This window comes from Psychrobacter sp. UBA3483 (assembly GCF_002377905.1).
GTDB lineage: Bacteria > Pseudomonadota > Gammaproteobacteria > Pseudomonadales > Moraxellaceae > Psychrobacter.
Window position 1 is genome coordinate 177,626 of the sequence record NZ_DFQS01000005.1, and the last position, 25,251, is coordinate 202,876.

At 44.5% G+C, this 25,251-nt stretch carries 21 protein-coding genes; 13 read left to right on the top strand and 8 right to left on the bottom strand.

Going from position 1 to position 25,251, the window contains the following annotated elements; translation table 11 throughout:
• Positions 1 to 15: 15 nt before the first annotated feature.
• On the bottom strand, positions 16 to 996 hold the full coding sequence (locus tag B2866_RS01525) for a hypothetical protein (protein ID WP_296189914.1): 981 nt from the start codon (positions 994 to 996) through the stop codon (positions 16 to 18).
• 461 nt (positions 997 to 1,457) lie between these two features.
• Between B2866_RS01525 and B2866_RS01530 the strand changes: the two genes are divergently transcribed.
• The 3 genes from B2866_RS01530 (at position 1,458) to B2866_RS01540 (ending at position 3,935) form a co-directional block, all read left to right on the top strand.
• Entirely contained in the window at positions 1,458 to 2,693 is a 1,236-nt protein-coding gene (locus tag B2866_RS01530; RefSeq protein ID WP_068408140.1) for a lipoprotein-releasing ABC transporter permease subunit, read from the top strand.
• 58 nt (positions 2,694 to 2,751) lie between these two features.
• Positions 2,752 to 3,432 carry a lipoprotein-releasing ABC transporter ATP-binding protein LolD gene (lolD, locus tag B2866_RS01535; RefSeq protein ID WP_068408142.1) on the top strand — a complete coding sequence of 227 codons (681 nt, stop codon included), beginning with the start codon at positions 2,752 to 2,754 and terminating at the stop codon, positions 3,430 to 3,432.
• Between the two features lie 185 nt (positions 3,433 to 3,617).
• Positions 3,618 to 3,935 carry a hypothetical protein gene (locus tag B2866_RS01540; RefSeq protein ID WP_191690622.1) on the top strand — a complete coding sequence of 106 codons (318 nt, stop codon included), beginning with the start codon at positions 3,618 to 3,620 and terminating at the stop codon, positions 3,933 to 3,935.
• Between the two features lie 109 nt (positions 3,936 to 4,044).
• On the opposite strand, the gene B2866_RS01545 is transcribed toward B2866_RS01540, so the two are convergent.
• A complete protein-coding gene (locus tag B2866_RS01545; protein ID WP_068404088.1) occupies positions 4,045 to 4,623 on the bottom strand; it encodes a DUF2062 domain-containing protein in 579 nt (192 codons plus the stop codon).
• A gap of 287 nt (positions 4,624 to 4,910) precedes the next feature.
• On the opposite strand from B2866_RS01545, the gene B2866_RS01550 reads away from it, so the two are divergent.
• The 4 genes from B2866_RS01550 (at position 4,911) to B2866_RS01565 (ending at position 11,195) form a co-directional block, all read left to right on the top strand.
• Positions 4,911 to 7,994: a ComEC/Rec2 family competence protein gene (locus B2866_RS01550; RefSeq protein ID WP_296189925.1), complete on the top strand. Its 3,084-nt coding sequence runs from the start codon at positions 4,911 to 4,913 to the stop codon at positions 7,992 to 7,994.
• A gap of 271 nt (positions 7,995 to 8,265) precedes the next feature.
• Positions 8,266 to 9,318 carry a signal peptide peptidase SppA gene (gene sppA, locus B2866_RS01555; protein ID WP_191692556.1) on the top strand — a complete coding sequence of 351 codons (1,053 nt, stop codon included), beginning with the start codon at positions 8,266 to 8,268 and terminating at the stop codon, positions 9,316 to 9,318.
• A gap of 126 nt (positions 9,319 to 9,444) precedes the next feature.
• A complete protein-coding gene (locus B2866_RS01560; RefSeq protein WP_191692557.1) occupies positions 9,445 to 10,332 on the top strand; it encodes an alpha/beta fold hydrolase in 888 nt (295 codons plus the stop codon).
• 74 nt (positions 10,333 to 10,406) lie between these two features.
• A complete protein-coding gene (locus B2866_RS01565; protein WP_296189935.1) occupies positions 10,407 to 11,195 on the top strand; it encodes a CPBP family intramembrane glutamic endopeptidase in 789 nt (262 codons plus the stop codon).
• 113 nt (positions 11,196 to 11,308) lie between these two features.
• Here the strand turns inward: B2866_RS01565 and dusA are convergent, their stop codons facing one another.
• The 3 genes from dusA to B2866_RS01580 form a co-directional block, all read right to left on the bottom strand.
• Positions 11,309 to 12,280 carry a tRNA dihydrouridine(20/20a) synthase DusA gene (gene dusA, locus B2866_RS01570; RefSeq protein WP_296189937.1) on the bottom strand — a complete coding sequence of 324 codons (972 nt, stop codon included), beginning with the start codon at positions 12,278 to 12,280 and terminating at the stop codon, positions 11,309 to 11,311.
• A gap of 174 nt (positions 12,281 to 12,454) precedes the next feature.
• Positions 12,455 to 13,756, bottom strand: a complete 1,302-nt coding sequence (locus B2866_RS01575) for an MFS transporter (protein ID WP_102076639.1) — start codon at positions 13,754 to 13,756, stop codon at positions 12,455 to 12,457.
• A 102-nt stretch (positions 13,757 to 13,858) separates the two neighbouring features.
• Positions 13,859 to 15,529 (bottom strand): phospholipase D family protein, encoded by a 1,671-nt coding sequence (locus B2866_RS01580; protein ID WP_296189940.1) that lies wholly within the window; start codon positions 15,527 to 15,529, stop codon positions 13,859 to 13,861.
• A gap of 2 nt (positions 15,530 to 15,531) precedes the next feature.
• Here B2866_RS01580 and B2866_RS01585 point away from each other — a divergent pair, with 2 nt between their 5' ends.
• The 5 genes from B2866_RS01585 (at position 15,532) to B2866_RS01605 (ending at position 19,922) form a co-directional block, all read left to right on the top strand.
• On the top strand, positions 15,532 to 15,870 hold the full coding sequence (locus B2866_RS01585; protein ID WP_296189943.1) for a hypothetical protein: 339 nt from the start codon (positions 15,532 to 15,534) through the stop codon (positions 15,868 to 15,870).
• 142 nt (positions 15,871 to 16,012) lie between these two features.
• A complete protein-coding gene (locus B2866_RS01590; RefSeq protein ID WP_296189945.1) occupies positions 16,013 to 17,317 on the top strand; it encodes an O-succinylhomoserine sulfhydrylase in 1,305 nt (434 codons plus the stop codon).
• Between the two features lie 92 nt (positions 17,318 to 17,409).
• Positions 17,410 to 17,739 carry a YbaB/EbfC family nucleoid-associated protein gene (locus B2866_RS01595; protein ID WP_068404078.1) on the top strand — a complete coding sequence of 110 codons (330 nt, stop codon included), beginning with the start codon at positions 17,410 to 17,412 and terminating at the stop codon, positions 17,737 to 17,739.
• 121 nt (positions 17,740 to 17,860) lie between these two features.
• Positions 17,861 to 18,454 carry a recombination mediator RecR gene (recR, locus tag B2866_RS01600; protein WP_296189951.1) on the top strand — a complete coding sequence of 198 codons (594 nt, stop codon included), beginning with the start codon at positions 17,861 to 17,863 and terminating at the stop codon, positions 18,452 to 18,454.
• Between the two features lie 148 nt (positions 18,455 to 18,602).
• Positions 18,603 to 19,922: a ribonuclease D gene (locus tag B2866_RS01605; RefSeq protein WP_296189952.1), complete on the top strand. Its 1,320-nt coding sequence runs from the start codon at positions 18,603 to 18,605 to the stop codon at positions 19,920 to 19,922.
• Positions 19,923 to 19,956: 34 nt separating this feature from the next.
• Here B2866_RS01605 and B2866_RS01610 read toward each other — a convergent pair whose 3' ends face one another.
• Positions 19,957 to 20,664, bottom strand: a complete 708-nt coding sequence (locus B2866_RS01610; protein WP_296189955.1) for an esterase/lipase family protein — start codon at positions 20,662 to 20,664, stop codon at positions 19,957 to 19,959.
• Positions 20,665 to 20,768: 104 nt separating this feature from the next.
• On the opposite strand from B2866_RS01610, the gene B2866_RS01615 reads away from it, so the two are divergent.
• Complete coding sequence (locus B2866_RS01615; RefSeq protein WP_296189957.1) at positions 20,769 to 21,245, top strand: hypothetical protein; 477 nt, start codon at positions 20,769 to 20,771, stop codon at positions 21,243 to 21,245.
• A 118-nt stretch (positions 21,246 to 21,363) separates the two neighbouring features.
• On the opposite strand, the gene gcvP is transcribed toward B2866_RS01615, so the two are convergent.
• Entirely contained in the window at positions 21,364 to 24,261 is a 2,898-nt protein-coding gene (gcvP, locus tag B2866_RS01620; RefSeq protein WP_296189958.1) for an aminomethyl-transferring glycine dehydrogenase, read from the bottom strand.
• Between the two features lie 78 nt (positions 24,262 to 24,339).
• A complete protein-coding gene (locus B2866_RS01625; protein ID WP_296189960.1) occupies positions 24,340 to 25,098 on the bottom strand; it encodes a nitroreductase family protein in 759 nt (252 codons plus the stop codon).
• Between the last annotated feature and the right edge of the window lie 153 nt (positions 25,099 to 25,251).

Consider the following 25,251-nt stretch of genomic DNA (forward strand, 5'->3'; position numbering starts at 1 on the left):
AAGGTAATTTCTAAATTAACTGGCTTTTGATTGTTGAGCACTTGCTTGCGATTTTTGATTTTCTTTATAAATTGCCGCTTGTAGCCAAATATTGGCCTGTACATAGGCATGCACTTGGATAGCAGCGGTGGTTTCGATTTTAGGCGCGCCAATACGAATGACAAACGGGTCAGCATCTTGCTCGCGCAGTACCACTACATCAAATAAGATAATGGTCTGACCATTAAATAGTGTTTCTTGCTTACCAAGTACCTGACCTTGACACCATGCTTCGTCTTCTTGGCCTAAGGTATCACCGAATAAATACGCACACATATGGCCAAGATTAATCTCGACGGGTGCCATTTGCTCTTTGGTTTCAGGCTGCCATGCTTTGATTTGCTCTTGTAAATCGTCAGGCATTTTTCCATCATTGGCAGCGACGATATCGTTAAAAGCGCGATGGTAGCGAATGGCTTCTTGGTCTTCGACCATAATCACTTCGTCTTGTTCGCTCAGCTTAATCTCATGCGCCCACGCACTAAAGTTCACATAATAAGCGGTATCTTGCTGATATAAATGGCGATTTGCAGTATACAACTGGTCGAAAGCATAAATAATACTGCCATCAGTGGTGCGTAAGCGTAAGACGGCATCGTGGGTGTTGTCATTGACAATCATGCGTTCGATTTTGCAGGTCAGCCCATAAGGGCTATCGACACAAGGGTAAGCATTAATAAAGCATTCAGGCTTGCCATCTTTCATCGCCAGCACTTGATTGATATGACAAGGTTGGTCTTCAGATAGCAATAAACAGCTGTCTTTGGCGCTGACATTGCTGTTAAGCCCTTTTGGCATCGCCGCTTTTTCAATCATCTTTTGTAGCCATTCTGGCACGTCTTGACTCATGTCATCGGTCAAAATACGCCAATGATCGGCGTGACCGGCAGATTGCTCGTCAGTTAAGGTGATTTTGGTGGGTGATTGGATGTTTTTATATTGATAATTAATGGTCATGAATATACTCAAACTTAAGTCAGCCATGAAGTTTGGGTCTAAAACTGTGATTGCTGACCATTATCCAATATATGAGCGGATTGGTTTATGATAACCAGCAATGTCGTCAGTAAAGAGGCAACAAACAACAATGAGGGGTTAATGACAATTGTCCTTAGCATACAATATATAGGTATAGACGCAACTAATAGCAAGCCCCTCGCGAAAAATAATATAAAAAGTTGAGTTTTTATTAAAAAATACCGGCAGTTTGCGCTAATGACTGGCACATATAAGTCAAATTGTGTCAAACTAGCTCCCTTTTGACAGCGGTATTTTGCTGCTCATAACCCCTGTTTTTGTGTTCGATTGATATGTTTTTGCGCCAACTGCTTTTATCAGTGTCATGCTATGAGGCAGTTGTTGCATTGGGTTTTATAACATACATAAAGTCGCACGTAGATAAGATAAAGAGTTTGAATATGTTTCGTCCTTTAGCGTTATTTATCGGCTTACGGTACACCCGAGCAGAGCGTAGTAATGGTTTTATCTCCTTTATATCGCTGATTTCAATGATTGGTCTGACGCTTGGCGTGGCGGTACTGATTACGGTGCTATCGGTCATGAATGGTTTTGATCGCGAGCTAAAGACTCGTATTTTGGGCATGGTGCCACAAGCGACCGTTATTTCAACCGAGATTATCGGTGATTGGAAAGAGGTGGCCGATAAGATCAAAGAAGATCCCGAAGTTGCTGCGGTCGCCCCCTTTATTCAGCTGCAAGGTATGCTGACCTCCAACGGTCAGGTGGCTGGGATTATGGTCACCGGCGTTGATCCTGAGTACGAGAAAAACGTCTCTATCATTAACGAGCACATGGTAGAAGGCAGTATTGATACGCTGCAAAACGGCGAATTTAGTATTGTCCTTGGTGAAGAGATGGTGCAATCTTTGGGGCTGCGCTTAGGCGATAAAGTGACTTTGGTGCTGCCAGAAGCGTCGCCATCGCCAGCAGGGGTGATACCGCGCTTTAAGCGTTTTACCTTGACGGGTATTTTTACTATCAGTCCCGAAGTGGACAGTTTGATGGCGTTTATTCCGATGGGCGATGCGGCAAAATTACTGCGTCTACCAGAGGGTGCGCAGGGTATTCGTATGAAGCTTGACGATATCTTTAACGCACCGATGGCGGCCCAAAAAGCGGCTGCTATTGCGCCTGACAAGCTTTATCCTAGCGATTGGACGCAAACACACGGTAATCTATTTGGGGCCATTCAAATGGAAAAAGCCATGGTTGGCTTGCTGCTGTTTTTAATTATCCTCGTTGCCGCTTTCAATATTGTTTCAAGTTTGGTGATGCTAGTCACCGACAAAAAAGCAGACATTGCTATCTTAAAAACCTTTGGTGCTTCACCGCGATTGATTACCCATGTATTTATGGTACAGGGCATCGTGATTGGCTTTATTGGTACGATTGCGGGCACCATACTTGGTGTTATCTTTGCCCTGACCGTTAGTGATATTTTGGGCTTTATCAATCAAACCTTTGGCCTAAATCTGTTTGATGCTTACTTTGTAAATTATCTGCCATCGCAGCTGCGTTTGACCGATGTGGTGCTGATTACTAGTGCGTCATTTATACTGAGCTTCTTGGCGACCATTTATCCAGCACGCCGAGCAGCTAAAATTCAGCCTGCACAAACGCTGCGTTACGAGTAGTCTACAGGCGTCAATCGTCAATCGTCAATGCCATGATAAATAAAACAAAGGAAGTACCATGTCTGAAATTTTAAAAGCGACCAATATTAATAAAATTTATGATGAAGGGGCGGTGAGCACGCAAGTATTGACCGGTCTAGATTTGACCGTCAATGCTGGTGAGCGCATTGCGATTGTTGGTACCAGTGGTTCGGGGAAAAGTACCTTGCTGCATTTGCTTGGCGGACTGGATACCCCAAGTAGCGGGGAGGTTTGGCTACACGGGCAGCTATTAAATAGTATGAATGAGACCGAGCGCGGGGCGATGCGTAATAAACACTTGGGGTTTATTTATCAGTTTCACCATTTGTTAGCCGAATTTACCGCGGTTGAAAACGTTGCTATGCCGCTACTGATGCGCCCAAAAGTATCGACGACCGAGGCACGTCAACAAGCGATAGATATTTTAAAAAGTGTTGGTTTGGAGCATCGTTTGGCCCACAGGCCCGGTGAACTATCAGGCGGTGAGCGTCAACGTGTGGCGATTGCTCGCGCGCTTGTGACCAAACCATCACTTATTTTGGCCGATGAGCCGACTGGTAATTTGGATTATGACAACGCGCAAAGCGTGTTTGGGCTGTTATCCGAGCTCCAAAGCACCATGCAAACGGCGCTATTGATGGTGACGCATGACCGCAGTTTGGCAGCCCTTGCTGACCGTCAGCTCCTGCTCCGTAATGGACATTGGGAAGATTACTAAAGCCGTCATTTTTAATACTTTTTTTCAATAAACTGTAGAATTGCTGTTACTGAGCAGCAGCATGATACGGTTAGCTTTTTTATAAAAGTTACTGACTATAAAAACGACGAAAAAAACAGACTGTATCTAGCAAACTTAACGAATAGATAAAATCATAACTAAAATGCTAAATAAGGAATAATGAGATGGATAAAAATGATGATCCGATTGAAGCTTTTGGCAGTGCTGAAGAAGGTAACGAACCACTAAAGCCTTATATGGATCCGACGCTGTTTGACACCATTGATAGACAAGCGCAAATAGACTTGCTGACGCCGGTTTTTGACTCAATTACCTTAGCGGGTGCAGATTACGATTTAAAGGCGCAAGATAGTGCGACTGGCAAGCGTTATACTCTGCTAAAAGATGAGAAAGTGCTAGATATCTTTGTGATGGATGCCAACCTCACCGACAATGTTAAAAATGCTATCGACAAGCATAAAGAGGAAGAAGGCGAGTTATAAGGTCGCTTACAAATTGGGCAATGATTTTATAAGATATTTCCAACTTTATAAAATGCTGCTATTTTTATAAGATGACTGACGCGACAAGATCGATTATTAATAATTAAGGCTATTCATGCTTGCTGGTTTTTTCAGCAGAGTCTTTCTGACGTTTTTGCCAGCTGGTGACAGTCTTATAGCGCCAGATGGCTTTAAACGCCAAACCGCAGACAATACTACTGATGACCGCTAAAATTGTTAGCCCTAGACAAAAAGCGGCGATAGATACCGTACCTTTATAAGTGATGAAAGGATTGGCGCCATCAGATATGAGCCATAAGCTAAAGTCAGAAATCATTCTGCCGATAATGCGCAAGCTAATCATCGGCACATCAAGGATTTTGGCACCGATATAGTAGCCAGCATAAAACACCGGCAGAGTCGTCAGCGGGTTAGTAATCCAAGTCAGACCAAGCGCCATCGGCACATTGGCACGAAAAATAAGCGCGCCGATTAAAGCCAGCAACATCTGTCCTGGCAGGGGGAAAAATGCGCTGAGCACACCGATATAAACCGCTTTATTTAAACTATGGCGATTAAAATGCCATAAACGAGGGTCGGCAAGTTGCGGCGCAAATAGTTTTAATGAGCGACTTTCTAAGATTTTTTCAGGGGTAGGAAGTAGGTCTTTTAGACGTTTGTTTGGCACAGAATCGCCTTTACATGTTATCTTCAGCCCGCTCAATCATATTGATGGGCTGATATACAGTGATATTATTAATAAAAAATATAGCTATAAATGTTATCAGAAAAGCGGCTAGATAATGTTGAATAATCACTATTGCAATATTTCTGGTAAGTATAGGGTAATAGCCACATAAATGCCATCGCTTGACGGTTTGCTCACTTGATGGTTGGTTCAATGTTTAGAACAGTCATTATCCATCATACAACTTATATGCAATGGACGAGCTATCAAGCAAGCGAGGAGCGCTGGTGTACTGGTTAATTGGTAGCTTGATAATCATCGTTATGATGGGGGTTTTGGCCGTCGCAGATACTATGCCGCTGCCTGTTGGCTCCTTATTACCAGACCTCAGCACATCTTCTATCTTGCCGTTATTATTAATAGCTTTGACCATCGTTCTGCTATTTATCAATCAGCGTTACATTGCGTTTTCACCCTCGATTGACGCTAAAAAGAGGTATGTTAAAAATTCCTCTGCTCAAAATTTTGCTGTTCAAAATGCTGCTAAAACCCCATCTTCTACATCATCATTACTCTATAAATTTGCTCATCATTTATTAATGGCAGGATTAGCAGTGGCGCTGATTACTGGTAGTGGGCTGCTCGCTTTGATAAATCAGCAACAGGCGCAAAGTAATGCCATCAAACAAACGGTGCGCGTGCAAGCGTTGGTGAGCATCGAAGGCATCAGTGATAGTGTCTATGACGACGCAAGTAATAGTGGCTATCGGCAGGTTGCTACCATTAGCCATATATCGCCTTTACTGTCCGAGATAACGTCGCAGGATTTGGACAAACTGAGTGCTAATTATAGAGTGGATGTTAATAATAGCCTAAGCATTTTTAATGAGAACAATCATGATTCAAATGAAGCTAACTCTGAAGATTCTACAGCTTTCGAAAATAGAAAATATCGTGTACTGCTAAATGCTTATCCAAAAAAATCTTTCTCTAAAAAGCCGCTACCTAAAAAATCTTCTAAAAAAAGTACTGAGAATAAATCGGAGACTATAGATTTAAATGATTTGCAGCCAGGTGATCAGTTATTGATGACTTTGACGCTAGCCCCACTTGCTAACTCTGAGCAAGCGCTGAACAATCCAACGGGGTTTGATAGTTATCGGTGGTTGCGAGGGCGACATATCGATGGGGTTGCCACGATATTAGCGACCAGTACCTCAACTATTCTGTTTAATGGCTCAGCAGCATTGTCTAAAGCGGACAATTCTTATTTATACCGCTTTCGTAACGCGATAGACCAAGGACGTTGGCAACTACGTCAGCATTTTTATCAGGATTGGGCAGCGCAAACTCTCGCAGAGCAGCAAGCAAAAGCGGTGACTTTGAGTTTGCTGACCGGTGATCGGAGTTTAATCAATCGCGGTACCAAAGATTTATATCAGCTGGCAGGTATTTCTCATTTATTGGCCATCTCAGGAACGCATGTTTTATTTTTAGCGATTGTGTTAGCGGGGTTGGTAGTCTTACTGTTGAATCGTTTTTATCCCTCTCTCTATCGTCATATCCCGCGCTGGCAATTGCGCTGGTGGGTTATGATGAGCGCGGCTTTTATTTATGCCTTATTTACTGGGTTTGATGTGCCTGCTGCGCGTACCGCGTGGATGTTATTAGCCATAGGTTTGATACGCTTAACGCTATTGCCAATTAGTACCATGCGTATATTGTTGGCGCTGGCAGTATTGATGGCATGGTTCGACCCGTATGTGTTGTGGCAGGCTGGTTATTGGCTGTCCTTTATAGCGGTAGCGCTGCTATTAAAGTACGAAGATAGTTCAGTAGCATGGAGTCAAACAGAGTCTGCAAGCTTAACGACTACGAATTCTAATGACAATAAAAATGCGAAGATACTTCAACGTACATGGTTGGGATTTAAACGCCTGTTCAAATTACAGTTTTGGCTATTTATTGCCCTGCTGCCTATTACTTTATTGTTATTCGGTAAGGCATCACTGTTAGGGCTTATCGTTAATTTATTTGCCATCGGTTTATTTGGTTGGGTGATTGTACCGCTAAATTTACTGGCTGGGCTGTGCTATCTTATCGTGCCCACGTTAGCAGATGCTATTTGGGCACTGGTGATTGCTCTCGTCGCTCATTTACACGAGCTTATCACGTGGCTAACGGCGTTACCGATATTCTCAGGGGCATGGCTTTATACGCCAGTGAATATGGCAATTTTGCTGATGGTATTATTGGCGATGCTGCCGTGGCTATTACCGCGCGGCCTTATCAGTCGTTGGCTCGCGCTAGCGCCGTTAACGCTACTGGTTATGACGGTATACGCCAATCAGCAGTCGTTAACCATGACTCCGACTCTCTATATTCTGCCAACGGGCGACCAATATTTAAGCGCGGCGGTGCTACAATACCCTGTGCTAAATAATGAAGATAATAAGACAAACGTTAGCTGGTTAATTTTAGCCGATCATAGGCCTTATGATATTCGTACGATGCCAAGCACGCTAACCGCTGACAAGTTATCTGCGACCCTAGAGCAGCAACTGCGCAGCTTATCTATCAAGCGTCTAGAAGGTATCGTGGTGCAAAGCAGTAGCGCGGCCTTGACGACATCTTTAGCGACATTAACAAATAACAAACGTCAGTCATTGGAGCAGACCATCTATAAGCCAAACGACTCTGAGCTGCTACCAATAACCGTCGCTGAGCTAAGTCAACGTCTCCCAACCGCTCAGTATTGGCAAGCAGGGCGTAGTGAGCGTTGGCCCGAGCTCCAGCGCGCTTATCAACTAGCCAGTCAATCTGGTAAAAATAAAACTCATGCAACCATCAGTGCTCAAGTTTGTGAGCAAGGTAAAACTTGGCAACTCGCCAATGGTGATTTAACGTTGCAAGCTCTCACAGGTTGGAGCAAAATAAACGATGCCAGTGTCTGGGACTGTACGCTTGAACTTGACAGTCGACTGCCTATTCACGTGATAAACTACAATGCTGCTGACCCGCTCAAATCATTAGCTACTAAAGTACAAACACTTCAGTCCGATAACAAAGTGACACCTTCTCAGATTAAAAATGCTCAATCACGTTTGGTTTTAAATGTCGATACCCATCCGCGCGTGTGGCAAATGTGGTCGTTATTATGCGCGATTGAACCGAATACTAAAAATGACACTTTAAAGAACTCATTAAACAACACCTTAGGTAATGTCATAAACAGCACAACATGGCTTGGGCACAGCTCTTCGCATATCTCTGCAGATGCAATAAGGGCGCAACAAATCCATGAGATAATCACTTATGATAATAAGTCACTCGATGCCGCTCTAGCTTTTGAGGCCGATAGTAAGGATTAACCTTATAATCTGACTTATTGGTATTATCCTTATAAAATACCTCGCTCCTATAAGCTGTCGCCTTTATAATATCAAGCTATTTCACAGTTCTGCTATTGAACCATGAGCGAAATGCCACCATACTTAGTAGCTTATTCAACTTTATCAAAGCGCTAAAAAACGCAATTGTCTAAGTAAATATCTTTATTGCGGTTTTATTAATTTTTTGCTTTATTAAGTTCTAACACTATTTCTTTCATCGTTTTACATTGTTTCTGACTTAGGAAGTTATATGCCCAACTGGCCACCAGACCCTAACAAACGTCCTGACAACTCGGCAAATCAGCCAACGCCGCTGCAGCAAAATCAGCCGAGCGGACAAGAGTGGCGACTGCTTGAAAATACGTTATTGGCCAGTGTGGTTGAGCAGCGCCGCGCCCGTCGCTGGAGTATTTTCTTTAAGCTATTGACCTTTGGTTATATTTTATTGATATTTTTGACCATTGGTCGCGGTTGTAGTACCAAAACACCGTCCGGGCTTGAAGGCGTGGATACCAGTAAGCCGCATTTGGCGGTGGTTGAAATCCAAGGAACGATTAGTAGTGGTGATGTCGCCAATGCTTACGATGTTAATGAGGCCTTAACGCGCGCTTTTGAAAACAGTAATGCCAAAGCCGTGGCGCTTGACATCAACTCGCCCGGCGGCTCACCCGTACAGTCTGATGAAATCTGGCAGACGATGATGGATTTGCGTCAAGAATATCCTGACAAAAAACTCTACGCGGTGATTGGTGATATGGGTGCTTCGGGCGCTTATTATATCGCCTCAGCTGCGGATGAGATTTATGTCAATCCATCAAGCTTAGTCGGTTCGATTGGCGTGATTATGCCAAGCTATAATATCGAAGGCTTAATGGATAAATTTGGCGTTAAAGACCGCACCATTACCGCAGGCGAGTATAAAGACATCTTAAGCTTGTCACGTCCGCTCACTGATTATGAAGAGCAGCACGTCGAAAAAGTTTTGGACAATACTCATAAGCACTTTATCAATGCGGTCAAAGAAGGTCGCGGCGATCGTCTAAAGAATCCTGAGGAAAATAAACTGTTTTCAGGGCTGTTTTGGACCGGCGAGCAGTCGATTGAGCTGGGCTTAGCTGACAAAAAGGGCAGTATTTCGACTTTAGAGAAGAAGCTGAAGCTCGATAACGTCGTCAATTATACGCCGACCGACCCATTTAGCTTGTTTATGGATCGCTTTGCCGTTAAGTTAGGCGCAGGTCTTGGCTCAAGTATCAAGCTTGATGTGTTACCGCAAGAAGAGGGTCAAGCGCAGATGCGCTAAGCGCTTTATATTTCATATTTAATGTGTATGATTGTTAAGGCTGAGTATATGATTATGCTCAGCCTTAATTGTATATAAATTTCGATTATTATAATAAACAGCTATTTAAATTACTGAGAGCTTGTCATGAGTGCCATTAATCCACAGACCTTTGCGTCACTACCCAAGTCTAAGATAACTCAAAAACCTGTCATTCATTTTGCCCATGCCAATGGTATGCCAAGCGCCGTTTATGCGCCGTTTTTTGCCCCGCTTGCTGAATTTTTTACCATTGAATATATCCCTATGCTGGGTAATACGCCCGATTATCCAGTAGATAACCATTGGCAAAGCCTGACCCAGCAGATTATTGATAGCGTTAAACGCACGTGTGAGCAGCATGGCGTGAGTCAGGTGGTGGGTATCGGTCATTCGCTTGGTGCCATGTGTACTATGCAGGCGTTATACCGTGCGCCGGAGATATTTGCGCAAGCGGTGCTGATGGATCCACCATGGATTTATGGCAAAGTCAGCCTGCTCTGGCATTTGGCCAAAACCGTCGATAGATTACCGCTGATGAATAATCGTTTGATGGATAAGCTGTCGCCAGCGGGCGTGTCTAAGCATCGCCGTGATGTTTGGGATAGCCGCGAAGACGCCTATGATAAGCTGCGTCATAAGGGCTTTTTTAAAGATTTCGATGAGCGTAGTTTTCAAGGCTATATCGAGCATGGTTTACATGAGCGTGCGGACGGCAAAGTAACCTTGGCAATCCCTAAAGCTAGCGAAGTCGAAGTGTTTCGTACCAACCCGTCATGGTATTGGCTGACCCCAAACCGTGCGCCTAAACCGCCAGTGACGCTTATCATTGGTGAAGACAGTATCTTTCTTAAGCGCCGCTTCCCGCAGCAAATCAAATCACGCCTTACTATCGATTATGAAACCCACGCCGGCGGTCATATGTTCCCGCTTGAGCACCCAGAGTCGGTGGCGCGTCAAGTGCTTGAGCTTATCAAAAAGCAGTTGCCAAAATAAACGATGGTTGTGAATCCTCGAGGTTAGGATAAATGTAATGTGAGCAGCTAGCACACTTTTTTGAGTGACGATTTATGCTAAAAAAAGCGACCACCACAGCTACTCTGACGACTATCCCTAAGTCAGCACCGCTATTTTCACGTTTGGGTACGTTGCTGCTGGTCATTGGGATGGTAGTGACGCTTTTTATCAGTCAATTAATCGGCGTCTATGTTGCGGGAAAACTGGTATTGCCCGCTACTAAGAATGCCACTATGGGCGATATTTTCTTTTTTGGTAGCAATGATGGTACGGTGGTCAGTCTTTCTATCATTATCGGCTGTGTATTATTGGTGGCAATCAGCGTTTTATTGATTCGGGTGAGGGGCGGCAATGTAAGAAAGTATCTGGCGCTACAGCCATTTTCATGGTCGGTTGGCATCGGTATGTTAGGGTTATTGCTGATATTTATGATTGGCAGTCAAGCGTTAACTTACCTGCTCAATGAATCACCGTTGGTCTTCGTCGACCCTTTATATCAGTCTGTCAGCTCAGTCTGGTTATTGATATTTGCCATGGTGATTGTCGCGCCAATTTATGAAGAGTTGATATTTCGTGGATTGTTGTGGTCGGCTATTGCTGAGCAGTTCTCAAACGTAGCCAACGCAGAGCATCGCGGCGCATTAGTTGCAAGTTTAGTGACCAGCGTGATATTTGCAGCGATTCATCTGCAATATGGCATGTATGAGATCAGCACTATTGTGGTATTGGCATTGATATTTTGCTATGCGCGTATCAAGTCAGGCTCGCTAGTATTACCGATGCTGCTACATATTATTAATAATGGCGCCGCGATGGCGCAGTATTTAGCGGAAATTAGTTAAAGGTTTGTATATAAACGTCAAATAGCTAATTGATGAATGTCTCTATCAATTAGCTATGCACCAATTAGCTATGCACCCATTAGCTGTTATTTTATGTTTATAGTGATTGATGACTAAGCATTTGAATTTAAGACTAAGACTTCTTCAGCGGCTCGTTTAATATCATCAATTGTTAGCTGCGGTTTACCGCTCAATGCCTGTCGCCACTTGCGCGCACCTGTTAAGCCTTGAAACAACCCCAGATAATGCCGCGTCATCGTTGGTAGTGCTTCACCTTTAGCGATTTGTTTTTCTAGATAAGGGTACAACTGCGCTAAAATATCTGAGCGCTTAGGACTAGGTTCGCCCCATAAACTATTGGCTTCTGCCAACAAGTACGGGTTGTGATAAAACGCCCGTCCAATCATCACCCCGTCGACATGCTGTAAATGCGTTTTAATATTCTCAATCGTCTCGATACCGCCGTTAATCTCGATATCAAGCGTTGGAAAGTCTTGTTTGAGACGGTAAACATCCTCATAACGCAGTGGCGGTATTTCGCGATTTTGTTTCGGGCTCAAGCCCTGTAGCCACGCCGTACGGGCATGGACAATAAAGCGTGTACAACCTGCCGCTGCGACTTTTTCGACAAAATCTACCATAAACTCATAACTGTCAAAATCGTCGATACCAATACGATGCTTGACCGTCACCGGAATATCGACCGCTGCCTGCATGTGCTTGACCAAATCAGCAACCGTCTGCGGCTCTGCCATGAGGCAAGCGCCAATCTTATTATGTTGGACACGATCAGAGGGGCAACCAACGTTGATATTGACCTCATCATAGCCGTGCTGCTGGGCAAATTGGGCACATTGGGTCATCTCGCTAATATCTGCGCCGCCAAGTTGTAGCACCAGCGGCTGCTCAAGCGTATCAAAGCGCAGATGCCGCGCGCGATTGCCATGGAGCAGCGCACCGGTACTAATCATCTCGGTATAAAGATAAACGTGCGGATTAAACAGCCGTGCAAAGTAGCGATAATCTGTCGTTGTCCAGTCAATCATGGGCGCAACAGAAAGTCGTTTGTTGGTCATATCAACCATTAGGGTAAAGCCTCAGTGTTTTTAAGTGTAAGTCTCATTAGATGCTAAAAAATAACAGATAGAGCACCACGCATTATAGAGGTAAGGCGCTCTTTTATTAATCAGTCTAATGAGATTAAAAAATGGGAAAATCAATGACAATGCCAAATAGAGCTATCAGTAGCTAGCAACTTATTAAATCACTTCATCAATTTTTTTGAATTCGGGTAGGTTATAAAAATAAATACCCACGATAATGCCGATAAAGCCAACAAAGGCAATGTATAGCGCCGGCGAAAAACTGATATATAAAGTCGCATAACCCAGTCCAAAAGGCACCAACACTCCGACAATCCCATAAGCGACATTATAACAAAGCGCCATGCCAGTTAGGCGCACATTGGTTGGAAATAATTGCACCAAAATGGCGGGCACCATCCCCACAATACCGGCGCAAAACCCTAACAGCGCATACATGATAAGAATATAATCGCCACTTGCTTGCAGATGATAAAAGAACGCAAACATCTGCGCAATTAATAAGATAGAGCCAATAGCCAATACTTTACCGAAGTTTTGATGGTTGGATATAAAGCCATAAAACACACAGCCAAAAATCATAAACACAATACCCAAGCTGTGTGAAAATCCAAATAAATCCGTGTCTAAGGTAAAGCGCAGTTCAATTAAATCGGGTAGGAGCAGAATAACAACCGTTGTGATACTGGCTATGATAAAGGTGAGCAGCAAACCGATAAAGATAGAATGCTTACAATGCTTAAAGAGCAGGATAAAGGGTTTGGCAATATAGTCTCGTGGTTTTGCGGCTTTCATGGCGATAAAAAACGGCGATTCATCTATCCAGCGCCACGCCAAGAGAGGCACCACGCTTAGGATGGCTGCCATAAAGAATGGTACCCGCCAGCCATAAGCGGCCAGTTGCTCCGTGGTCATGGAGTTGGTCAACCAAAGAAAAAAGGCGTTAGAAAATAGTACACCGACAAAAAAGCTCGCCGTCACATAACTACAAGCGACTGACAAATATTGGCGCGGTACATGCTCTGACACAAAAACCCAAGCTAAAGGCACAAAAAGTCCAAACGCCATTCCTTGTATCAGGCGCAAAATAATGAATAAAGCGGGCGCCGCCATGCCCCATTGGGTATAGGTTGGCAAGCAAGCCATCGCCAGCAAACTTGCGGCTGTCACCAAAATACTCATTAATAATATCGGCTTTCGACCGCTGATATCACCAAAGCGTCCAAAGATAACGCCGCCAAATGGGCGTGCCAAATACCCAATCGCAAACAGCCCAAGCCCTTGAATTTTTGCCATCGCCGCGCTGGTATTAGCAGGAAAAAAGGCGGCAGCGATGATATCAGCAAGATATAAGTAAATCAAAAAATCAAAGAACGCGACTGCGCTGCTAAAGCAGATAAACAGCACAGCATTTCTATCTTTAGAAGACATCAGAGCATATTGAGAACGAGAAGGCATAATAGATCACGCATCCACATAAAAAGGGGTTTATTAAAATGGGTAAATAAAGCGTATCGAATAAAGGTCGTGCGCTAAAAAGGTTTGGCTATTTATAACAACTTATAACAACCAATCAATCGGTAGCCACGACATAATGGCCAACCAAACATGATCACTAATATCGACGCGCGGCTCTGAATCGTAAACGACCTTTTCACCAGCTTCTACGGTATGCCACTGCAAGCTGCCATTTTCTAACAACTTAACTTCATAGGCTTGCCCTAATAAGTCATCGCTGAGTGCGCTATGCAATTGCTTTGCCAGCTCTTCATCATTGATAATGACGCCCATCTCAGTATTGATGTTGGCGGAGCGTGGATCGACATTGTACGAGCCGATGAACACTTGATAGTCGTCGACAGCAAAAGTCTTGGCATGCAAGCTGGTGGACGATTGACTGCGTGCCTTCCAAAGCTTGTTTTCGCGTTTTTCTTCAGAGGCGGTCGATTTTAGCTCGTAGATTTTTACTCCGGCTCGCAATAAGCTTGGGCGCCATTGACTGTAGCCAGAATGCACCGCGGTCACGTCAGTGGCGTCAAAGGAGTTGGTCAAAATCTTGATATCAATCCCAGCTTCTGCCAGCTCGACCAGCGTATTGACCCCGTCTTTGGTGGGGACAAAATAGGATGAGATAATCGTCAGGCGTTTGGTTGGACTGCCCAATAAAGTACGCAGCTGATGCACCAAATTGGTATCGGCTGGGACAGTTTTGGTTAATTTGCCAACGTCATCACTTAAAAATTGCATGTCAGTCCAGCGAAAAGGCACGCGCTTATTGATGAGGTCACTATCAATGGAGGAGTCTTCGATAGCGGTTTTGTAAATATCTAAGCTGCTTGTACTGTTGTTTTTCTCATCGGCCCTGAGTTTGTCTAACCCTTCTAGAAAATCCGTGGTTTCGCCTTTATCAAGGGTGGCAAGGGTTTGGATGTCAAATGAAATCGGCGCTGACCAATAACTTGCAAAGCTATTGTCAATGTCAGCGACCACTTTACCGATAAGTAACACGTCTAAATCGGCAAATTGGCTGTTTTTATCATTACTTAGGTATTCATCGCCAATATTACGCCCGCCAATGATGGTGATTTGCTTATCAAAAGTCATGCTTTTATTATGCATGCGCCGATTGATGCGCGGTAGACCCGTGACATAGTTCAAGGTTTGAAATTTACGGTACATCAATGGATTGATAATACGTACCGCGATATTTGGGTGGCTAGCAAAACGTAATAAATGCTGATCGAATTTGGCGCTATTATTAAAATCATCTAACAACAAACGAACGATGACCCCGCGCTCGGCTGCGTCCCATAAGTCTTTTAGCATCAGCTGTCCGGCTTGGTCATCGTGCCAGATATAATATTGGGCGTCGATATTACGCGTGGCCATGTTGGTCAAAATACTGCGCGAAGCAAAGGCATTGGCACCTGTCACAATCGGATGATAGCCCGATAAATCAGGATGAATCTCGTTTTGTTCACTGATAGCCGCTACTAGGTCAGTGCTATCCGTTTTTGCATTGGTATTTGGGCTATTTTGTTGGCCGTCTTTCTGATTGTTATTTTGCTCGCGACTGTCTTGCTGGTATAAGGCGTCAATACGCGCGGATAAAGCTTGGCTTTCAGGCAAATGCGGCTGCTTTGGCAAACTCTGACATCCACTAAGACCTAAGGTAAGGCCGAGAGTTAAGCTCAACGATAAGTTACTTGGTTCTATACTGAACATCGACATAAATGAGTGACCTTAGTGGAACTGAATGTAATAAAGCACTGGTTAAAATGGGCTTGATTTATGGGCTGTTTTTACCGATGGTAGCACTGAGTATGACGCCTATAATGATATTGTTCAAAGCAATATTCGAAGCGCCGCTAAGCTTAACAGCTGACGCCATCTATGCCTATTATAAATACGTTATTTTTTCGGTTATGGCGACTTGTTTTGCCATGATTGACATATCTTGTAGTCATCGTTTGCGCTTGTATTGTATCGTTAAAAATGTATTACGCTATTTTCCCTTAAAGATTCAATGCAAACTGTTTAACGGCAAGGGGTTAATGGCAAATAAGGCTTAAGCGCTATGCAAAAATAATATTTAGCATGGCTTTGAAACCAGCTGTTTGGAATAAGTTGCCATGCTATGATAACGCGAATAAAAAGTGTTTATAATCAAAAATAAGCGGTATGTTTACTAATAACTTGGGCAATGGAAAACTTATGAGTCAGTCGCAAGCGCACGATGATAGCAATGCAAATAAACCAGAGACAAATAAATTAGATGCAAACTGGCGCGATGACGCGCTCAATTTAAACCTCGATTATGGCATGCAGACCATCGCCGTACGAGCAGGCCAACATCGTACCGATGAAGGCGAGCATTCAGAGGCTATTTTTACTACCAGCTCTTATGTCTATGAGTCGGCAGCAGATGCGGCCGCGCATTTTGATGGTAGTAAAACGGGCAACGTCTATTCACGCCATACCAATCCTAGCGTGCGCACCTTTGAGCGGCGTTTGGCAGCACTTGAAAACGGTGAGCGCGCGGTGGCAACGGCTTCAGGTATGGGCGCAATTTTGACCATGTGCTTAGCGTATCTGAAAGCGGGAGATCATTTGCTCGCTGCCAATCAATTATTTGGCTCATCGATTGGTCTGTTTAATAACTATATGGCAAAGTTTGGCGTTGAAGTCAGCTATGTCGATTGCTTCGATAATGATGCTTGGGCACAAGCAGTGCAGCCAAATACCAAGGTGATTTATTGTGAAAGCCCTAGTAATCCGCTGGCGCAAATTTGTGATATTGGCTATCTGAGCGAGCTGTGTAAAGCCAACGATATCTTATTGGTCGTTGATAACTGCTTTGCCACACCAGCATTGCAACGCCCACTTGATTTGGGCGCTGATGTGGTCATTCACTCTGCGACCAAATATTTAGACGGTCAAGGACGGGTATTGGGCGGCGCTTTAGTCGGTAGCGATAAGCTTATGCAAGAGGCCTTTACCGTGGTGCGCTCGGGCGGTATTAGTATGAGCCCATTTAATGCGTGGGTCTTTACTAAGGGGCTTGAGACGCTTAAATTGCGTATGCAAGCGCATTGCCAGAATGCCAATCAAGTGGCAGAGTTTTTGGTTAATCATCCCAATGTCAGTACCGTGCATTTTTCGGGATTAAGCGACCATCCCGCTCATGAGCTTGCGACGCGCCAACATCATATGAAAGATGGCTATGGTGCTATCATGGGCTTTGAGGTTAAATCGTCGACTGGCGCTGATTCGAGCAAAAGGGATTCAAAAGCCGCTGCTTGGCATGTGATTGACTCAACACAAATGGTTTCTATCACCAATAATTTGGGTGATGCCAAAACCACCATTACCCATCCAGCGACCACTACCCATTTTCGCTTGAGTGCAGAGGCGCGCGCAGAAGCAGGCGTTAATGATAGCCTTATTCGTCTGTCGGTTGGTTTAGAGGATGTGGAGGATATCATTAAAGATTTGGCGCGTGGTTTAGACAGTTTGTAAAGATCAAGGTATAATCGCGGTTAACATCAGGTTTACGTGATGAATAACGTTTTATAATGATATGCATTAAAACAAAATATAAAGAGGCAACTATGAATATTCAAGCATTGATGCAACAAGCACAAACGATGCAAAAGAAAGTCGAAGCAAACGTTGAAAACGCCAAAAAAGAACTGGCGAATAAAGAAGTGCAAGCCGAAGCGGGCAGTGGTCTAGTAAAAGTTACTATGACAGGTCGTCACGTGGTTAAGCGTTTGACTATCGATCCAAGCTTATTGGAAGATGAGCCAGATATGATCGAAGACTTAATCGCTGCTGCGATCAATGATGCCGTGCGTCAAGCGGATGAGCTGTATGAAGAAACCATGGCTGGCGCAACATCAGGTATGGGTTTGCCACCAGGTATGCAAGGTCTGTTCTAAATAGCGAATTATAAGCGCTAAAAACTGCTGATTGAACACAAAAATGGGGTTGTTATCGATATGATACGACCCCATTTTTATAGCTACGATTTATCAATTAAGTTAAATAAAGGAAGTTACTTTGCTGACAGCCAAATTTGATCAGCTGGTCAAACAGCTACGTATTTTGCCGGGTGTGGGTCAAAAAAGCGCTCAACGTATGGCATTGCATTTGCTTACCAAAAAACGTCCGCAAGGGTTGGCGCTGGCGCAAGCACTAGATGAGGCGATGAGGGATATTGTCGAATGTCAGCGCTGCCATAGCTTTAGCGACGAGATGATTTGTCCATTATGCCAAGATTCAAGGCGTGATGATGGTTTGCTATGCGTGGTCGAAACTGCCGCCGATGTGATGGCTATCGAGCAAACCGCAGGCTATCGTGGACGCTATTTTGTATTGGGCGGGCATTTATCGCCCATAGACGGTGTCAGCGCCGATGATTTAAATATCGATCAACTGGTCTGGCGGGTCAAGCAAGAGCCTGTTGAAGAGCTGATATTGGCAACTGGTACGACGGTTGAAGGGCAAACGACGGCACACTTTATCAGTGAGGCGGTTGGTCGTCATGTCAATAAAGTCACCCGCTTGGCGCAAGGCGTACCGATGGGCGGCGAGCTTGAGTACCTTGATAGTATGACCCTTGGGCAAGCCATGCAAAATCGCTCTTTCTTGTAGTATTGACGGTAGCAATTTTATAAATTCTCTATAAAAGCCAAGTCTTGTCCATTTTATTTTGTGATATTGTTATAATGGTTTTGATATTCACTTTTATTAAGGCGCGGTTTAGCGTTTTATTTTCTCCTATTTATGCAGGTATCTGCCCGTGTCTAACCATGCTTTAACCGCCTCTAGTCCATCAAGTACCGCCAATTATGCTGCTGGCGATGATAATTTAGCACCGCAATCAGCGAATATTGCTACGCAAGCAGCAGATTTGCCACCCGAGCCTGATATCGATGCCTTGTTAGATGCTGCTGATGACGCGGCTGTCACTTGGATACGTAAGCAAGAGGATTTGGCTGAAGTTATCGATGCGTTGGCAACTTGCGGCCGGGTGGCGTTAGATACTGAATTTATCAAGCGCGATACCTACTATCCGCGCTTGGCACTGGTGCAGCTGAATACTGGCAATCATGTGTATTTACTAGATGCGCCGCAGTTGCAATTGGCCGAGCTATGGGAAGCGTTGGCTAAAGTAGACGTGGCGATTTGGCATGCCTGCGGTGAAGATTTGGGGATTTTTTATCTATTGTCTGACTGCCCGCCGTTGACCAATATTTTTGATACGCAAATTGCCCTGTCATATTTAACTGGCCAATTGCAAATGGGCTATCAGCAGGCGCTTGATGACCAATTAGATATGCATATCGATAAAGAGCAAAGCCAATCAGACTGGCTGAAACGTCCGCTATCAGATGAGCAAGAGCAGTATGCGATAGATGACGTGCGTTTTTTGCCAGCGCTTTATCTAAGCCTTGAATATGAGCTAAAAAAACAAGGGCTGTTTGAATATGTATGGGCGGATTGCCAGCTGTATGCCAGTGACTTGTATGACGCGCAGCATGTAGCCGATGATGAGATGTATCTAACGATGGCAGATTATCGTTATACCTCTGAGCAGATGGCTATATTGCAAGCAGTGGCAACATGGCGCGAGGAGTTAGCACGCGCGACCAATCAGCCGCGTACCTTTGTCATTAAAAAACAAGCAGTACGTGAGATTATCACCGAAAAACCAAGCAGTATGCGAGAGCTTGCGCACAAAACCACGATGCACCGTAGTATGCTGCGTCTCTATGGTGAAGAACTGCTCAGGGTGATTAAAGAAGCCAAAAACCTGCATCCTGCTGAGCATCCGGACTGTCTACTGCCACCGTATCGTTCAAAAAACAAAGTCTTATCAAAAGCTGTGCAACGAGCAATCGATGCGCAAGCAGAAGAAATTGGCGTGCCTGCTAATGTATTGATGCGTAAAAAATGGCTCGCGCAGCTCTATGAAGTGATTGCTTTTGATAAAGAGTTAAGCGAGTTGCCTGAAGGGTTAAAAGGTTGGCGCAATGAGTGGGTGATGCAAACCTTGATTCCGGTGATTGAAGAGCATAAAACCGAATTGCAACAGGGTATGGGTGTCAATGTTCGCTAAGTGATAAAAATTAGCATTTATAAGTACTTAGCATTCATAAATGCTTAAGCTCGCTATGGTCAAACTGTCCATGTTGTAAAAAATACTTGGTTTGTGCGGCCACTGTTTTATCGACCAGCATGCCAGTATGCGAGACGGGCAAGACAATATGATCAGTGGCTGCCTCTATTTTAGTTTCTTCTATATATACTGTGCCATCGTGTAGTAGATGTTCTGCTGATGGCATATTATTTGTCTTACAAAGTTTGCGATTATGATACTGCAAAAATAACTGCCCTAAGCCATAAGGACGATTACCGGCAATCACGCCTAAGGTAATATGCTCCGGTAAGGGCGCGACGGTTCCATCTAGCGCATCGACGTACGAACGCCCCACTACCACTGGGGATAAGCGCCAAATATAATCTGCACAAACACTACCTAAATGCGGTGTCCCGAGCGTTACGCAGCGCCCAATTTGCCATTGTGGATATTCATTAACGAAATCACGAATAATCAAACCACCCAAACTATGACCGACTAAATCGATTGGCTGGTCAGGATGGTGGTTTTCTTCTAGCCAACGATTGAGCCGTGCGCTATTGGTTTTGATGCCATCACGCAGACTACGATAGCCAAATTGATAAGTATCAAATCCTGCGGCTTGCAAGCGTTTGGCTAATGGCCGCATAATCCAAGCGGTTTGATGCAGACCATGAATCAGAATAACGCGACTTTTTTGTATCGAAGCTTTTTTTTGCATAAAAATTTCCAAATCAGTAATATCATAAGATATATTATCGACGCTTGTTTATTAAAATAAGCGGACAGACAGATTCTTTTATATTAACTCTTTAGGGGTAAAGGTTGTCAAATTATCTAGGGTGTTTTTTCTTCATATCCGCGGTTCTATCGCTATCAGGATGCGTTAGTCAAGAGTTAGAAAAGCCTGTGTCTGTTCTGGCAAGCGTACCAATAGTAAGCCAACCGTTAGTAGTTGAGCCACCTCTGCAAATTGCTACTTGGTCACCAACTAAATATAACGGTCGGTTTACAGCTATGGTATCTGGATATCTAACAGTTGTTAATAACTGTCTTGCTTTGACTAGGGATAGTGAAGAGCTAACGACGAAAGACAATACATACTTATTGGTATTAGCGGATGATTCATTTTCGTGGGATGTAGATAAAAAGATTCTGTTATTTGAAGGAAAACCCTATAAGATTGGCGATGAGCTTTATCTTGGTGGCGGGGCATTTACTTATCCTAATGCTAACATTACAGATCAGGTAAAAGTGAGCTGGATAGAATGTGGTTTAGATAAAGGTTGGTTGGGTGGTTAGGCCTAAGGAACAGCGAAAAATATTGACAATGTATAGGCAAAATAAAAACCTCCAAATCAGCTGCTGACTTGGAGGTTTTTTTTATAAAAAACTGTTTATGATTTCTCGAAAAATACGATTACATGTAGTTTTCGATACTTGGGCAAGAGCACATGAGGTTCTTATCGCCATAAGCGTCATCAACACGTGCCACGCTCGGCCAGAATTTATGGGCACGAATATAAGACAGTGGGAAGGCAGCGGTATCACGGCTGTACGGATGCGACCATTCGCTGCTGGTAATCATCGCCGCGGTATGCGGTGCATTAACCAATGGGTTGTCCTCTAACGTCCAACCATCTTCGCCAGCTTTGGCTTTCATTGCCTCATTTTTGATAGATTGTAGCGCACTGATAAAACGATCTAACTCTTCTTTCGATTCAGACTCAGTAGGCTCAATCATCAACGTACCCGCGACAGGGAAACTCATCGTTGGTGAGTGGAAACCATAATCCATCAAGCGCTTAGCAATATCGCTTTCACTGATGCCAGTTTCTTCCTTCAATGGACGAATATCGATGATACATTCGTGAGCGACGCGGCCATTTTTACCCGTATAAAGAACAGGGTAGTGGTCTTTCAGCTGGCTGGCAACATAGTTGGCATTTAACAATGCAAGCTCAGTTGCTTTTAGCAGACCATCACGGCCCATCATGGCAATATACATCCATGAGATAGGTAAGATACTCGCTGAACCATAAGGTGCTGCTGATACCGCTGAGCAATCATTTTGTGCATTATGCACAGGGCTCAACGTATGGTTGGCCATAAATGGTGCTAAGTGTGCCTTCATACCGATAGGGCCCATGCCAGGACCGCCGCCGCCATGTGGGATACAGAAAGTCTTGTGTAAGTTCATATGCAGTACGTCTGCTCCAACATCAGCAGGCTGCATCATGCCGACCTGCGCATTCATGTTGGCGCCATCCATATAGACCTGACCGCCATGTTTATGAATCAAATCACAAATATGACGGATGCCTTCTTCAAACACACCGTGCGTTGATGGGTAAGTAATCATCAAGGCACCTAAACGCGCGCTGTGCTCTTCACATTTAGCGGTCAGGTCACCGATATCTACGTTACCGTTGTCATCAGTTTTGACCACGACGACTTGCATACCCATCATCATGGCGGTAGCAGGGTTGGTACCGTGCGCTGACATTGGAATCAAGCAAACATCACGGTCCGTTTCGCCCAATGACTCATGGTAACGACGGATTGCTAATAGACCGGCGTATTCGCCTGAAGCGCCAGAGTTTGGCTGCATAGACACTTCATCAAAACCTGTGATGGCTTTTAATTGCTCTTGTAAGCTATCAATCATTGCAATGTAGCCAGTCACTTGACCGCGCGGTGCAAATGGATGCACATTGGCAAATTCAGGCCAGGTAATCGGTAGCATCTCACTGGTCGCGTTTAATTTCATGGTACAGCTACCAAGTGAAATCATACTACGGTTCATCGCCAAATCTTTGTCTTCAAGCGATTTTAAGTAGCGCAGCATTTCATGTTCGGTATGATGGGTGTTAAAGACTGGATGGGTCAAGATATCGTCGCTACGCAAGTGCTTACTATCGAGTGACACGCGAGCTTCTGTCGGCAAGTCATGGGCTTTACTGACGAATAGTTGCGTTAAGACATTAAAATCTTGCGCGTCGCTGGTCTCACTAAAGGCGACGCTTAATTTGGTGTCGCCAAGACGCCATAAGTTGTAGCCAGTATTGTCGGCGTTTTCAAAAATCTGCGTTGCCATTTTTTCTGAACCACAATCAACGACAACACTGTCAAAGAATTGATCATGTACCACGTTTAGATTGCTGTCGTTAGCACCTTTAATAACATCAGCAAAGGCAGTTGCAAACGCATGGATACGAGTGGCAATACGCTTGACGCCATTTGGACCATGATACACGGCATACATACCAGCTAGATTGGCAAGTAATACTTGTGAGGTACAGATGTTTGAGTTGGCTTTTTCACGGCGGATATGCTGCTCGCGAGTTTGCAGTGCCATACGTAGCGCGGTATTACCCTGCGAGTCTTTAGAGACACCAATAATACGGCCAGGTGCTGAGCGCTTGGCTTTATCAGAGAAGGCAAAGTAGGCGGCGTGTGGACCACCAAAACCCATTGGAATACCAAAACGCTGGGTGCTACCGAGTGCTACGTCTGCGCCCATATCGGCTGGTGATTTTAATAGCACCAAGCTCATGATATCGCTGACAACGCTGACGTAGGTTTTGTTTTTCTTCACCGCTGCGATAACATCGGTTAAGTCTTTTACATCGCCTTCAACACCGACGTATTGGAAAATAGCACCAAAATAATCACCTGATTTAGCCAGTTCAAAATCACCAACCACCACCTCCCAACCGAAATATTTGGCACGAGTATTGATGACATCTAAGGTTTGCGGATAGATACGCTCATCCACAAAAAACTGGTTTGATTTACTTTTGCTCACGCGCTTCGACATCGCCATCGCTTCTGCCGCAGCCGTTGCTTCGTCAAGTAATGACGCGCCAGCCATCTCCAAACCTGTTAAATCAATACAAACTTGCTGGAAGTTTAGCAATGCTTCTAGGCGACCTTGGGCGATTTCAGCTTGATAAGGAGTATAAGCGGTGTACCAGCCTGGATTTTCAAGGACGTTGCGCTGAATAACTGCTGGCATGCGCACAGGCGAGTAACCTTGACCAATATAGCTCTTATTAACCGTGATATCGTCTGCCATGGTACGCAATTTAGCAAGCGCGGCGTGCTCACTCATCGCCACAGGCAAATCTAGCTCTTTATGCAGGCGCACTGGCTCAGGCACGGTATCATTGATAAAGCTTTCCATATCTTGATAGCCAACGGCATTTAACAGGTCGGCTTGTTTGGCATCATTTGAGCCTAAATGACGATAGACAAATTCAGCTTCGTTGAATAAACCTTGAAAGGTATCAAACGTTGGGTTTTGCGAGATAGTCATAACAGTCCTTGGTAAAAGGGATGATAAAGGAGAAGGCTAAAATAACGAATAATTAATAATTAATAACGGTTTACGGTTTTAGACGTAATGGACAAATTGAGTTTGGTCAAAGCGGAACTGGCTGTTATAAATGCCATTATCAGCGCGCTCACCGGCACCAATCATCATAATGATATGGTGATCGTCGCTTAAATTTAATAAGCGTTTCATCGCAGGCTCATCAAAGCCGCCCATCGGACAGCTATCAAAACCGTGCGCGCGTAAAGCAAGCATGAGGTTTTCGGCTGCAAGAGCAGTATTGTTGGTGGCCCAGTTTTTGGTGTCTTCAAAGGTATAATAAGGCGATTTAATCGGACCTTTTACCCGTCTGACCACTTGCGTTGCACCCCATTTAGCCGCTGATATAACGTTGACCGGTCCGCGTAAGAAATCCATGGTCACAACTTTGTTGTAGTAGTCTTTGACCTTTTTTGGCACTGGCGTATCCGGATATTCACGCAATATTTGCTTAGCATGATCGTGCCAAACATCGGTACGCGCAACGACGGCAATCAAGCGCGCTGAGGTTTTAGCCGCGTTTTGATTCATGCAGTTTTTTACCGCGCGTTTGCGTTTATCCGCATCATCAATCACATAAAATTCCCACGGCTGTAGATTGCTCGAGTTCGGCGCGAGCATGGCCAAACGCAGACAATCTGCTAAAACGTCATCAGGTATCTTGGTGTCGGTAAAACGACGGACAGAGCGGCGTGATTCAACCACATCGCGAAACGCTTGTAGCTGCGGGGTATGATCAGGCGTAGCAATAATGGTTTGCTTATTAGTATCAGGGGTCATATGAAAATCCATGCTGGGATTGAGTGCGTGGCTAGGTTTGTGTGTCGAGATACTTGAGGTGCGTGGTTAATATTCTTTGCTCAATGAGTACGGCCCAAAAATGAGCGGGCGAGTGCAAATGCTAAATTGAGCGCTAAGGCTAAGTATGTTAAG